Source organism: Janthinobacterium sp. NKUCC08_JDC, assembly GCF_019345575.1.
Taxonomy (GTDB): Bacteria; Pseudomonadota; Gammaproteobacteria; order Burkholderiales; family Burkholderiaceae_D; genus Janthinobacterium; species Janthinobacterium aestuarii.
On record NZ_JAHKQW010000007.1, the window covers coordinates 61,910 to 75,945 of the forward strand.

General features: G+C 60.5%; 10 protein-coding genes. 1 reads left to right on the top strand and 9 read right to left on the bottom strand.

The features are described from left to right. Window position 1: 1 nt before the first annotated feature. Window positions 2-2,995 carry an ExeM/NucH family extracellular endonuclease gene (locus KO538_RS17750; protein WP_219329172.1) on the bottom strand — a complete coding sequence of 998 codons (2,994 nt, stop codon included), beginning with the start codon at window positions 2,993-2,995 and terminating at the stop codon, window positions 2-4. Between the two features lie 497 nt (window positions 2,996-3,492). Here KO538_RS17750 and KO538_RS17755 point away from each other — a divergent pair, with 497 nt between their 5' ends. Beyond that, window positions 3,493-4,173 carry a PEP-CTERM sorting domain-containing protein gene (locus tag KO538_RS17755; protein ID WP_219329173.1) on the top strand — a complete coding sequence of 227 codons (681 nt, stop codon included), beginning with the start codon at window positions 3,493-3,495 and terminating at the stop codon, window positions 4,171-4,173. A gap of 44 nt (window positions 4,174-4,217) precedes the next feature. Here the strand turns inward: KO538_RS17755 and KO538_RS17760 are convergent, their stop codons facing one another. The 8 genes from KO538_RS17760 to KO538_RS17795 form a co-directional block, all read right to left on the bottom strand. Beyond that, a complete protein-coding gene (locus KO538_RS17760; protein WP_219329174.1) occupies window positions 4,218-5,246 on the bottom strand; it encodes a TIGR03790 family protein in 1,029 nt (342 codons plus the stop codon). A gap of 132 nt (window positions 5,247-5,378) precedes the next feature. After that, window positions 5,379-5,957 (bottom strand): FxDxF family PEP-CTERM protein, encoded by a 579-nt coding sequence (locus KO538_RS17765; protein ID WP_034751637.1) that lies wholly within the window; start codon window positions 5,955-5,957, stop codon window positions 5,379-5,381. An 87-nt stretch (window positions 5,958-6,044) separates the two neighbouring features. After that, complete coding sequence (locus KO538_RS17770; protein WP_034751640.1) at window positions 6,045-6,602, bottom strand: FxDxF family PEP-CTERM protein; 558 nt, start codon at window positions 6,600-6,602, stop codon at window positions 6,045-6,047. A 180-nt stretch (window positions 6,603-6,782) separates the two neighbouring features. After that, entirely contained in the window at window positions 6,783-8,237 is a 1,455-nt protein-coding gene (locus KO538_RS17775) for a mannose-1-phosphate guanylyltransferase/mannose-6-phosphate isomerase (RefSeq protein WP_070303889.1), read from the bottom strand. 112 nt (window positions 8,238-8,349) lie between these two features. Beyond that, window positions 8,350-9,612, bottom strand: coding sequence for a glycosyltransferase family 4 protein (locus tag KO538_RS17780; RefSeq protein WP_219329175.1), 1,263 nt, complete (start codon window positions 9,610-9,612; stop codon window positions 8,350-8,352). Then, window positions 9,593-10,903: a nucleotide sugar dehydrogenase gene (locus tag KO538_RS17785; protein WP_034751648.1), complete on the bottom strand. Its 1,311-nt coding sequence runs from the start codon at window positions 10,901-10,903 to the stop codon at window positions 9,593-9,595. The genes KO538_RS17780 and KO538_RS17785 overlap by 20 nt, the downstream gene beginning before the upstream one ends. A gap of 11 nt (window positions 10,904-10,914) precedes the next feature. After that, window positions 10,915-12,921: an alginate lyase family protein gene (locus KO538_RS17790; protein WP_219329176.1), complete on the bottom strand. Its 2,007-nt coding sequence runs from the start codon at window positions 12,919-12,921 to the stop codon at window positions 10,915-10,917. Beyond that, entirely contained in the window at window positions 12,918-13,997 is a 1,080-nt protein-coding gene (locus KO538_RS17795; protein ID WP_219329177.1) for a glycosyltransferase family 4 protein, read from the bottom strand. The genes KO538_RS17790 and KO538_RS17795 overlap by 4 nt, the downstream gene beginning before the upstream one ends. Window positions 13,998-14,036 lie beyond the last annotated feature (39 nt).

A 14,036-nucleotide genomic window follows, 5' to 3' on the forward strand; every position in this document is an offset into this window, starting at 1 on the left:
CTTAGAAGTTGCCGGCGAAAATGCTGGCCGAGTAATTGATCGTCACTTTCGACGGATTGGTGAAACTGACGGCAAACGAAGCCGTCGCGCCCGGCGCCAGGCTGGCCGCGTTGACGGTGACGTAGGCGGCGCCCGCATGGCTGCCCGTGGCATTGGCCAGGCTGACGCCGGCAGGCAAGCCGCCGAACACCACCTGGAACGGGCCGTTCAAAACGCTCGTGCCCGTGTTGGTGAACGAGAACGTGCCCGTGTATTTTTGCGTCGCGCGGTTGTAGGCCAGGCCCGAGCTCGCTTGCGCCACGCCGGCCGTGATGTCGCGGTAGGCGGGCTGCAAGTCCAGGCTGACGACGACGGGATCATGGTCCGAAGCGCGGTACGGCAAGGCGTTGTACAGGTCTTGCGGCTTGGCCGAGTCGATGTTGTAGTCGATCACTTCCGGCTCATCCGCATTCACATGCCATTCGGCCACGCCGGCCACTTGCGGGCTCAGCGAAGCGCTGGCCAGCGCATGGTCGAGGTAGCCGCTCTGGCCGCCGAATACGTACGAGTACGGCATGCCGGACGGCCGCACGAAACGCTCGAGTTCATTGACGAAGCCGGCGCCCGTGATGGCCTGGATCGGGTCTTCCGCGCCATAGGAATTGAGGTCGCCGATGACCAGCACGTCCGCGTCGCCGGCAGCGGCCGCCACCTGCGGCACGAAGCTGCCGACCAGGCGCTGGGCTTGCTGCACGCGGGTGGCGTTCCAGCAGCTCTGGCTATCGTTCTGGTCGGCGTCCAGCCCGCTCGAAGGGCAGCTGCCCTTCGACTTCAGGTGGTTGACGATCAACGAGAATTTCTCGCCATTGCCGGCACGGAAAGTTTGCGCCATCGGCGGACGGTTGTTGATGGCGTTGGCGTCCGACAAGGCACCGCCCACCAGGCCCAGCTTGGCGGGCTTGTAGATCATGGCCACGCGGATGGCGTCCGTGCCCGTGGCGGCCGGCTTCGGCACCACGGCATACGTGACGCCGCCGATGGCCGCGTTCAGTTGCTCGACCAGGTAGGTGACGGCCGTCTCGCCATTGTTCTGGATTTCCATCAAGCCGACCACGTCCGCATCGATGGCTTTCAGCTCGGCGACGATCTTGTCGCGCTGGCGTACGAACTCGGCCAGATTGTCGGCGCCGCGGCAATTGCTCTTCGTGGTCGAGGTGCCCACGGTGCAGCCTTGCCCCGTCTGCCCAAAGATATTGTTGCCATTCGTAAAGGTCGTAAAGAAATTCAGCACGTTGGCGCTGGCCACCTTGACGTTGCCGGACGGCAGTTCCGGGCTGCCCGTGCGCGGGTTGTCGCGCGAGAATTGCGGCGTCTGCGTCGGCTGTAATTTGTAGGCGGCGCCGCCACCGCCGATGGCGCCAAAGTCCACCACGCCCGTCAGGTCGGCCACCGTGTCGCCGCTGCGCACGGTGTTGTCCTGGCCGATGTAGGGTATCGTCGCTGGCGCCACGAAAATGCCGTCATCGAGCACGATCAGGTTGTTCGCATTGGCGGCGATCAAGGCCTGCGCCTCGGCGGAACCGGCCGGGTAGCGGTTGGTCGGCACTTCGCGCCGTCCCGCCGACAGACTCAGCTCGCCGCGCGCGCCCAAGTAGGTGTTTTGCGACACGGTCAACGGTTGCGTGAAGCGCACGAGCATGCCTTCCACTGCCGCCAGGTTCTCGTTCGGCAAGCTCACATTCGCCGGCACGATGCTGTGGCCCGCGCTTTGCGTGAGGATGGCCGTCACGTCCTTAAATTCTGTATAGGAATTTTTCGCGCCCGATGGCGTGTATTCGACCACCGTGCCCGTCACGCGCACCAGTTCGCCCGGCTGGACGGTGGTGGCCGTCGCGCCCGTGTACACGAAGATGCCGTCCGACGTCGACGGGTCGCCATCGCCGGCCGCATCCTGGATGAAGAAGCCGGTGCCCACTTTCAGGGTCACCACGCCCTCGGTCGTCTGCACGGAATTGGCATACGGGCTGCTGGCACCGCTGCCCTGAATTTGCGGGATCGTGTGGCTGATGGCGGCCAGGCCTTGCACGGCCACATCGACCTTGCACGACGCCGTCTGCTGCTGGTCGTTGCTGAAATTCACGATGACCGGGTAATTTCCCACCGGCACGCCAGCGGCCACCAGCAGGTTCACGCTGGCGCTCTCGCCCGCCACGCCGGCCGCGCTGAAATTGGCCAGGCTAATGCCGGCCACGGCGGGCGAGCTCAAGATAGCGGCATTCACGACGCCATCGACGTCGGACGCGCGCAGCACGGCGCTGCCGCCATTGCCCACAGCCAAGGCCAGATTAGCCGGGCAGCTGGTAATAATCTGGTGCACGACGGGGCCGCCGCACACATTCAGCGGCGAAGCCGTATTGCGCGGCGTCACGCTGCCGGTGGCGAAGTCCGCACTATTGTCGTCCGTGTCGCCGCAACCGCCATTCGCGCGCGCAATCGACAGGGTATTCGATGGTGCGGGCGCCACGGCGCCTTCAAAACCGTTGGCCGTGCCGAAACCGACCAGGTCGACGATGGCGGCGCCCGTGGGGCTGGCGCCCGTTTGCGCCGTCTTGCTATTGCTCAGCAACACCTTGCCTGCCGTACCGGACATGGCCAGGCTGCCCGTGGCGTCCGGCGTGGGCAGGTCCTGCGTGCCGCCCGCGCCCTTGGCTTGCTGGACCAGCAAATACTGGCCTGGTTGCAAATCGATAGCCGGCAAGGCCGTCACGGCCCAGCTCGTGCCAGCGGCGGACGCGTATTGCACGCTCCAGTTGCCCAGGTTCACGGGGCTGGCGCCGCGGTTGAAAACTTCGATGAAATCATTGCGGTACAGCGCCCCCGAATTGCCGCCACCGCCATACACCTGGCTGATGACGATATCGGAAGCGGCCAGGGCTGGCACGGACAGGCTGGCCAGCAAGGCGGCCATGACGGTCAGGCGCAGCGGCGTGCGCAAGGGGGAAAACGAGGTGTGCATGAGGATCCCGGTCGGTAAATAAATGACGCCGCCCCCACATGATCGGCCGGCGCGCCACAATTAACAAAAGTATTTCAGACTTGTTATTTGCATATTAAAGGCCCGGGATGACGACTTGATGACATTTGATTAAGCCGAATGGAGTAAAAGAGTTCCCTGCACCGCTACGCCAACAACGTGCTGCAGTGGCTTCTTGGCAACAAAAATTTCCTTCTTACCCAAAGTAAGGCATGATGTCCGAAAATATGATATATTTCATGCAAATAAGTTTTAATATCTGCAAGACATTAATGCTTCAAAGTAATGCAAATCAATGCAGGAGCTGGCTCCATCCACGCCCGCACCTTGAGTTGCCAATCCGACGATGCCCAAAAAGGCGGTATCGCCGGGTTTTGGCAGAAATCCTAGTCCGATGGCTTGCGAGCATCCACCAAGCCCGGATATATTCGAAGAGATCAGCCATGTTATCAAGAGTCACCCGACTCCCAGCGAGCGCCATGTTTATTGCCGCAGTACTGTGCAGCGGCGCTGCCCAGGCACAAAATACGCAACAGGCAGCGAATGCGAATGACAATAAGTGCCAGACAAGTACGTCTGGCGCGAATGGCAAGGCCAGCGATGCTGACCTTGACGGTACCTACAGTGCCTGTAGTCTCGCTAATGGCTTCATCGGCTTTGGCGCACGCACCAATGATGGCACGAACCAGTCGCCTGAGTTTGGATTGGGAGAGTCCGATCAGGTATTGCGCCATCCCCAAGCGGGCGAAAGAGACCATCGCCTGGCAAATCTGCTGGTACAACAGGGCGACAATGGCGCCCAAGGCAGCTTGCGTACAGGCCGCGCTAGTGGTGATTATCGTTTCGGTACGCGAGATTTTGTGTCGGTACAAGAAAGCCCTACCATCGACAATACTGGTGGGTACCGCGGCGCAACGCGTGGCATACGTGGCGCAAGCGACGAATACGCTGCGCTCGTCACGTCGTCAGGCTTCGAGACTGGCGCACCTGCCGGCGGTGGCGGCGTAGGCGGTGGCGGCGCTGGTGGAGGTATCGACAGCGGCAGTAATGGCAACAGCCTGATTCCCCCTGTTACCCCAGCTGTTCCAGAACCGGGAACTTGGGCCATGCTGATGGCTGGGTTGGCAGTACTGTCCTTTGCTGTACGCCGCAAGACATAATAAAAAAGGCTCGCAAGAGCCTTTTTTATTTGCTTGATAGCCTATCAGCGCCGGAACTTGGCATACGGTGCCGCCAGCGGATCGCCGATGAACAATCCCTGCGCCGGCCACGCCACACTTCCCCAATACGCTTCCAGCGCCGTCATCCCCGACAAGTAACGCCGCAGCAGCACTGTCGGATTGGGAAATTTCTGCCAGTGATTGCATGGTTCGCTGACGGTGCCATAACTGGCAGTAGCGCCCGCTTCCAGCCAGCGCTGGCTGCTCATTTGCGCCATCCCCTGCAAATCCCCGCCAAACGACGTCAGGTGATCCGCCAGGGCGCCTGGCAGGAAACGCAAGGTGTCGAGCTGGGCAACCTTCGCCACGCCAGTCTGGTACACCATGATGTCTTGCGCGCCCTCCAGGCTGTCCGCCTTCAGGTTCTTGACCGTCAGCTTGCGCTGGCGCACGATCCCGGCAGGCGGAAAAAAAGCGGCACGACTGTTGCGCGCATTTTCGCTGGTGGTCAGATAATATGCGCTGGCGGCGGGCACGGAAAAGCCGCTGACCGTCCCGCGATCCACCACGGCCTTGGCCTCTTCCACAAAATCGATGGGCAGCAACATGGACAGGCGCATGCCCATCTGCGTAAATGGTTGCGGCACATTGCTGTTGAAATACATGCTGGGCTTGCCGGCGTCACACGTCTTGGCGCATTGCCCCGCATCGTAGCCCAGGGTATAGGCGGAAGTGATCGAATTGCATTCGACCGCGTAAGGCGCGCTCCACACCATCAGCACGGCCTGGATATGGGGCTTCAATTGCGCGTCAATGCGCTCCTTCAATTGCGCGAACTGATCCATGCTGAGCTTGCGCGGGCGATTCGGGATATTCACGTGCACAACGTTCGCAGGCGGGATGCCATGCGCCTGGCGGTAATATTCACCCACCACGATACTGTTTGGTTCGGCGTCATTGATCACGACTGCCAATTGCAGCGCATTCAATCCTGGCGGCATGGATGGTGCATCGGCATGGGCGATGCCGGCAGCCAGCGCCAGCGAAAGGAAGAGAGATTTATGCAAGGTCAATATCGCCGTTGAAGAAGATCGAAGCCGCCATGTGGCGGCCGCCAGCTATGCCCGATGATTATAGCGCCCAGCAATCGACAGGCGAAAAAAATGGAGGCCGCAGCCTCCATTTCATCAATGCAACATACCGGCTCAGGCTTGCAGCTTGCGGCGGCGCGCCGCGAAGCCGACCAGGCCCAGGCCGGCCAGCAGCATGCCGTAGGTTTCCGGTTCCGGCACCGGCGTCACCGCCAGGTTGCCGCTATAGCTGCCACCAGCGGACGAAGCCACATAGCCATCGATCTGCAGGAAGTAATTGCCGGTCGCCAGCGGCGTACCGCCCGATGCCAGGCTCCAAGCTTGGTCTTGCGCCGTATAGTTGATCAGATCGAGCGTACCCTGAAACAGTACGCCGCCGGCATTGCGCAGGCTGAAGCCGGTCAAGGTCAGGCCGGAATTGGCGCTGGGCTTGAGCGAGGTCGCCAGTGCGCTCAGGTCATTGAAACCCGTTACGCTAAAGGTATATTTGTCGCTGAAAAAGTTATTTTGCGCGCCAGCCAACTGGCCTGCCGCCAGCGAGAAAGAACCCAGCAATTCAGCGCTCGAGTAATCGAGCAAGTCTTGCGTCAGATCTACCGGTGCATGGCTGATATCGACCGGAGCGGCGTGGGCCGCCAGGCTGCTGCCGGCAAACATCGCTGCCACGAACAGGGATTGAAGAAATTTTTTCATACTTTTCACCAAGAGTGCTGCGGCCAGCTCAGGCTAGCCGCGGGATAAAATGCGAATGGAGGGGCAAACGGACGCCGTTCGCCGTGCTCAGCCGGCGTTCTGGCGACGGCGCGCCATGAAGCCCAGCAGACCCAGGCCAGCGAGCAGCATGGCATACGTGCCAGGCTCAGGCACGGCCGACACCAGGCTGCCGTTGGCACTGAAAGCGGCGCCCGTGTTCGACACGACATTGCCGCTGACTTTCAGGTAGTAGGAACCGGCTGCCAGATTCGCGTACGACAAGGTCCACTTGTCGTCGATGCCGCTCAGCAGTTGATCGCCTCCCAGCAATTGCGCATTGTTGACGCTGCTGTACAAGCCAAAACCCGTCAGGTTCAGGCCATTCAAGGCGCTGCTGCTGCGCGACGTCAAGACTAGGCTCAGATCGCTGGCGTGCGCCACGTCAAACGTAAACAAATCATTGAAGAAATTGTTTTTCTGATTATTCTTGAACTTGTCGCTGAACGTCAATGAACCACCCGTGGACAGCTTCACGGCACCTGGCAGCGAACTGATGTCCACCGGCGCGGCAAAAGCTGCCTGCGAGAATACAGCTGAACCGGCAAACGCCAGCGTTGCGAGCACCGAGCAAATATTTTTCTTCATGCGATTCCACCAACGTAACTGCGGGTGGCGTTGCACCCGCATGTATTTATCTAATCAAACCAGGCAGAATCATAGCATAAAGCAATTTTTTATGTTAACTATTGTTTAATGATGAGTTACTTTATAGCATCATTCTTTAAGCCAATAGTTTCACAGTGCAGATATCGTAAAAACCGCGCATCAGGCGCGCTGGTAGACATCCTCCAGCCGCACGATGTCGTCTTCGCCCAGATAGCTGCCCGATTGCACTTCGATCAGGTGCAGCGGCAATTTACCCGGGTTTTCCAGCCGGTGCGTCATACCGATGGGAATGTACGTCGATTCGTTTTCCGTCAGCAAAGTCACCTTCTCGCCGCAGGTGACGCTGGCCGTACCGCTGACGACCACCCAGTGCTCGGCACGGTGATGGTGCATCTGCAAGGACAGCTTGCCGCCCGGATTGACCGTGATGCGCTTGACCTGGAAGCGCTCGCCGATATCGATGCCTTCATAGCTGCCCCATGGGCGGTACACCTTGCGGTGCTGCACGTGTTCGCTGCGCCCCGCCTGCTTCAAGTGATCGACCACCTGTTTCACGCGCTGCACCTGGTCCTTGTGTGCCACCAGGATGGCGTCGTCCGTTTCCACCACGATCAAGTCCTGCACGCCCAGCACGGCCACCATGCGGCGCTCGGCGCGCACCAGGCAATTGCTCACGCCGTCGAGATACACGTCGCCGCGCACCACGTTGCCGTTGGCATCACCGTGCTGCACTTCCCACAGGGCTGACCAGGAACCGACATCGCTCCAGCCGATGGCGGCCGGCAGCACCACCGCATGCGCCGTATGCTCCATGACGGCATAGTCGATCGAATCGGACGGACAGGCGGCGAAGGCCTTCTCTTCCAGGCGGCAGAAATCGAGGTCGCGGTAGCCGTCGCGCACGGCCGCCTCGCAGGCGGCCAGCATGGCGGGCTGGAATTGCCCCAGTTCTCCCAGATAACGTTCGGCGCGGAACATGAACATGCCGCTGTTCCAGAAATAATTGCCGGCAGCCAGGAACGACTGCGCCGTGGCCAGGTCCGGCTTTTCCACGAAACGCTCGACCTTGCAACCGATGGCACCAGGGCTCACGGGTGCGCCGCTGCGGATATAGCCATAGCCCGTTTCCGGCGCCGTCGGCACGATGCCGAAGGTGGCCAGCGCGCCGTCGGCCGCCAGCAGCGCCGCCTCGGCGATGGACTGGTGAAACGCGGCCACGTCGGTGATGACATGGTCGGCCGGCAAGACCAGCATCAGCGCATGCGGATCGATGGCCAGCAGGTATTGCGCGGCCACGGCCACGGCAGGCGCCGTGTTGCGCCCTACCGGTTCGAGCAAGATACCCAGCGGCGGCAAGCCGATCTCGCGCAGCTGCTCGGCCACCATGAAGCGGTGCTCATTGCCGCACACCACCAGCGGCGGCATGACTTCAAACTCGGCCAGCGCACTATCGCCGGCACGGCGGTTCGACAGGCTGCTCACGCGCAGCGCCGTTTCCTGCAACATGGTCTTGTCCGTTACCAGCGGCAACAGTTGCTTGGGCAACACGGCGCGCGACAGCGGCCACAAACGGGTGCCCGAACCGCCGGACAGGATGACTGGGTAAATTTTCATGGTTTCATTTCAAAAGCAGTTTATTGAGGAGCATGCACGCTCGACACTATAATCGTTCAGGCGATCAGCATGCCACCCAGCACGCCGCGCGCGGCGCTTTTGTCCGGCGCCATCAGCCGCCATCCTTGCTCAAGGTCACGGGAACGACGGGCGCGGCGGCGGGAAACAGGCGCGCATACGCGGCCAGCAGCTTGGGCGCTTCATATTCCCACTCCAGTTCGTTGATCACGCGATGGCGGCCAAACGCGCCCATCTGCTCGCGGCGGGACGGGTCGTCGAGCAATTCGACGATCTTGCGCGCCATGTCGATAGGGTCGTTCTTCAAGGCATACAGCGACGCCTGCTGCGCCGACACCTTGCCTTCGACCAGGTCGAATTGCACGATCGGTTTTCCCAATGCCATGTATTCCATGATCTTGTTCATGGTCGACTTGTCGTTCATGTCGTTGGCCACGTCCGGGTTCACGCATACGTCGGACGTGTTGAGCATTTCCAGCAATTGCTGGTCCGGCACGCGTCCCGTGAACGTCACGTAGTCGGCGATGCCCATGTCCTGCGCCATCTGCTTCATCTGTTCCAGCGAGGTGCCGCCGCCCACCAGGCCGAAGTGCACATCCTCGCGCTTCAAGGTCTGCACGATGTATTGTGCCGCCTGCAGCAACAGATCGATGCCTTCCTGCGCACCCATCACGCCCACATAGCCGACCAGGTAAGTACGGCCCTTCTTGAGTTCCGGCACGGGCGGCAGCACGCGCAAGCGGTCCAGCTTGGGTCCGCTGCGCACCACGTAGACATCCTCGGGCTTCATGCCGCCCCGCTCGATGGCGATCTTCTTGTACGACTCGTTAGTGGCGATCGACACGTCGGCGCTCTGGAACGACCAGCGCTCGAACAGCACCATCAGTTTATAAAAGAAATCGCGCCGGCCGAACTTGGCTTCGTACAGCTCCGGATTGATGTCGTGGTGGTCGAACAGGAAACGCTTGCCCATCGTCAACTTGAAGAAGCCGCCGATGAGGAACAGCAGGTCGGGCGGATTGCAGGCGTGGATGACGTCGAAGCCGCGCGCGAAGTGCACTTTCCACGCCAGGCGGAAAGTGTGGAACAGCGCCAGCGAATATTCGACCAGGTACCCCTTCGCCCCTTCCGCTTCCAGCGGCAGGTTGTAGCGGTAGATATGGATGCCGTCGATGGCTTCGTAGCGCGACTCGTAGCCCTTGCCCGTCGGGCAGATGATCGACACTTCATAGCCATTCGCATGCAGGGTGGTCGCTTCCTGCCACACGCGCCGGTCGAATGGCGATGGCAGGTTTTCCACCAGGATCAGCACACGGCGCGGCTGCCCTGCCAATTGATTACCAGCAGATGCCGTCATATTGTTCTCCACTTTGATCCTTGCTGATGCGCACCAGGTCGACGATGTGCTGGTGCGGCTTGAGGCTGCCAGGCACGGTCTTGAACTCGGCCGCGCCATTGCCGATGACGATGGTGTCGGCAAAATCGAGCACGTCCTGCATATTCGTCACCATCAGCTTGGAAATGTGCGGGATGTGGTTGAGGATGTAATCCTGGTTGGCGCCCGTCAAGGCGGCCAGGTTGACGTTCTTGTCGTACAGCTTCAGCTCGTAGCCCTTGCCCAGCAAGTATTCGATGACGTCGACCAGCGGCGACTCGCGCAAGTCGTCCGTGCCGGCCTTGAACGAAAAGCCCAGGATGCCCACCTTGCGCGCGCCCTTGTCGACGATCATCTTGATGCCCTTTTCCACTTGCCGCTGGTTCGACGGCAGGATGGAATTGAGCAGAGGCAAATCCAGGTCCAGGCTGCGCGCCTTGTAGGTCAGCGCGCGCACGTCTTTCGGCAGGCAGGAGCCGCCGAAGGCAAACCCTGGCTTCATGTAGTACGGCGACAGGTTCAGCTTGGTGTCCTGGCAGAAGATTTCCATCACCTTGTGGCCATCAATGCCGACGGCCTTGCAGATGTTGCCGATTTCATTGGCGAACGCCACCTTGACGGCATGCCAGGTATTGTCCGTGTACTTGACCATCTCGGCCGTTTCCACGTCCGTGCGCACCAGCGGCGCATCCATCTTTTCATACAGCTGCACCAGCAGCGCACCAGCCTTTTCATCGGACTCGCCAATCACCGTCTTCGGCGGATTGTAGTAATCGTAGACGGCCGTGCCTTCGCGCAGGAATTCCGGATTGTTGCACACGCCGAAATCGACGCCGGCCACCTTGCCCGAGGCCGCTTCCAGGGTAGGAATGACGAGCGAACGCATGGAGCCTGGCAGCATGGTCGAGCGCGCCACGACGACGTGGAAACTGTCTTTTTCGCGGATGGCGGCGCCGATCTCCTGGCACACCTTGCGCACGTGGCTGAGGTCCAGGTTGCCATTGAGCTGCGAAGGCGTACCCACGCAGATGAGCGACATGTCCGAGCTGAAGACGGCGTCGCGCACGTCGAACGTGGCGCGCAAGTGGCCGCTTTTCACGGTGGCGGCGATCATCTCGCCGATGTCTTTTTCGATGATGGGCGTGGTGCCCTGGTTGATCAGCTCCACCTTGGTCCTGTTCGGATCGACGCCGATCACTTCATGCCCATCCGTTGCTAGGCAACCGGCAGAGACCGCACCCACGTAGCCGAGGCCAAAAATACTGATTTTCAAAATATGCTCCCTTAATAATTAGCCGGCGAATCAGCCAGCGACGCCTGCGGCATCAGCTCGATGTGCGTCACGATTTCAGTTGTTCCCTGCACCCTCATGCGCCAGGCGGCACTGGCAATCGGTGATTTCTCGTCGAAGCGGCGCGATATCCAGCCGCCAGGCGGTGTGTCGCTACCGCGCAATACGTCCAGCGTTCCATGCGAACAGCGCATGCGCAATCCGGACCGCAATCCCTGTGCCCGCAATTGCCCCTCGTCAACGGTCACCACGCAGTGGTCGCCGAACTGCCAATGCACGGAAATATCATGTACATTTATACATTGTAATATGTCTTTTACAACAATGCATTTATTATTAAAGTTGAACTCGATACGACGCCGGTGCAGCACGGGATCGGCCAGGCGGCCATAGCCATCGTGTTCGCCCTCGAAAACTTGCACTTCGGAATCCGTTTCATGAGTAATCATGCGCGCATTGGCTTTTTTCAGCCACATGAAATTGCCGCCGATTTCAGACTGGTCCAGGCCGTCGACGGCTACCGTGTTATGCGCGGGTGTGCTGCGGAAGTAATCGCGCCATTTTTTTTGCGTGTGATAGGCGTAGGTGCCTGGATCGGTGAGCAACTCTTCCCCGCTCACGGAGAGGGTAAATGCCAGCGCATCGGCATGCCCATGCGCGGCAATGGACAGATAGCCGAGCGGTGCGCAATCGGCCACTAGGCGCACCTCATCGGGTGTGCCGAAATGGCTGCCAAGCAGGAAATAGCCGCCTTCGGGAAACGCCATGACGGGCGCTTCGGCCCCGCTGGCGTCGAGCGCCTGCCATTGTCGCAAACCCGCCGCACCGAACAGCCAGCGGTTCTTGTCGTCAAAATGGCCGGCCTTGCGCTTGAAGTCGGCGCGGCCAAACAACACGGCACAGCTGGCCAGCAGCGAGCGGTAGGGATTCCAGCCCGCCTCATACGACAACCGCACCATTTGCGCATCGTCGGCATCGCCCGTCATAGGCACATTACCGCCGGCATCCATCATGGAACAGATGAAGTCTGCCAAACGCTCCAGGCGCTGCAGATAGGCGGCGGAGAACGTATCTCCGCGCGCGCTGGCGGCGCGCTGGCACAGGATCAGCATATCCATTACCTCGTGCTGGTAATACACGGCCTGTTCCTTGTTCACGCCATCGGCAAAGTTCTGCTTGAGTGCCTCGTCTTCCAGGCCGGCCTTGGCCACCCGGTGCCAGCGCTTGCTTTCCGGCCAGCAAGGCCAAGTCACGCTGGCGATATACAGCCCCATGTACTCGCCCAGCAAATGGTTGTTCGCAGAGGAATGGCGTGAGAAATAGCCGACAATGAAATGGCAATGCTGGTAAATGGCATCGAGCCAGCGGCGCTGGAAAGCCTGGCCCTCTGCATCTTGAAACAAAAGCGAGTCTGCGCCACCAAGCAGCTGCCATGCAACGCTCCAGTTCAGCAGGCGCACCGCCAGTTCCAGCGAACTGGTCCAATGTACGCCCAGCGGATAGGGGCACTGCGCCAGCCACGACTCAAGCAGTGCGCGCGCCGCCTGGGCATAGCGCACATCGCCGCTGGCGCGCGCTGCCAGGGCAAGGGTGGCCAGTTCCAAGTGACGGCTGGGCTCCCACAAGTATTTGATATCGCCCACTACTGCTTCGCTACGATAATCAATTGCCTTGCCGATTATCATGGGGGCCAAGGTCGCCGTCTTTGGATCGCGGTTCCATTCCGGCGGAAACCCCAGTGCCGCGTCATGCAAGGCAAAAACCCGCCAGCGCCCGGCAAGGATGCGCTCGGCGGCGGCCATCAGCGCAGTAGTGTCCGGCAGGTTGCCTTCCTCGATGAAATGTCGCTCGGCGACAGGAAAACGTGGGGCGGGCGCCTTTGACACCAGGCCCAGGCCATATTTAGCCGCTTTCTTTTGCGCGATTTGCTGGACACGCCATATGATTTCAGCGGCTCCCATCAATCTGACACGGTTCAGTTTCCAGGCAAGCGTCGTCATGGCGCGGTACTCCCGGGCTGCGCACCAAGAGCGCGGTACAGGGCTTCGATGTGCGGCACGATCGCGGCGGCGGAAAACTGGCGCTCGATCTTGGCGCGTCCAGCCAGGCCCATACTGTGCGCGAGTGGCGCGTTGGCAAGCAGCAGGCGTAAACGCTGAGTCAGCAGAGCCACGTCGCCAGGCGGCACGAGGAAGCCTTCAACTCCTTCGCTGATGGCTTCGGGAATGCCGCCGACAGGCGTCGAAATGACGGGCAGTCCGGCGGCCATCGCCTCCAACACGCTCATGGGTAAACCTTCGTTATAAGATGGCAGCACATAAATTCGCGCGTTGCGCAACGCCTGTTCCTTGTCGCCCCCGGTGATCCAGCCCAGCAGATGTACATGGCTGCCGATGCCCATTTGCGCCGCAGCGGCCACGACCTTGTCATGCTCTCCGTCACCACCCAGCGCCAATTGCATGGAGGGAAACTCATCGCACACGCCGCGTGCCGCCTCGAGCAGGTCGTAGGTACCCTTCGGTTTGCCCAGCCGCCCCAGCATCAATACCGTGCTGCCCTGTGCCGCCTCGTCCCGCGTGTGCAACGGCGGCAACATCACGGGATTATAGATGGCGACGACGTGCCCATTGCGGCTGATGCTGTGCACCCACTCCTTCCACATTTCGGACAACACCACGACACGCGACGCGCGGTCGAATACATGGCGGATAAGCGCTTTCCCCACGCCGCCGCAACGCTCGTAAAACAGATGAAAGGCGCCGCTGTGCACATGTACGATGGTCGGCCGGCGGCAAAGGGTAGCGAGCAGGAAGAACGGCATCTTGCGCCAGAAACTGGCGCGCGATGAGACATGCATATGCAGCAGCCCGACTCGGCCACTGCACAGCAGCACCAGAAAGCGCCCTAGGGCAGAGACAGCCATACGCAGCTTGGCAAAAGCGCTGCCATCGCAATGCGTGGCGATATACTCGACAGGATAGCGTTCGAACAAGCCTGCCGAACGGTATACATTGACCACTGCGGAGATACCCCCCATGGTGTCGAAGGACGTGCCTATCATGATAATTTTTTTCATTCGCCTAACAGAAGAAACGTAGAAAATCGGAGGGCTTTC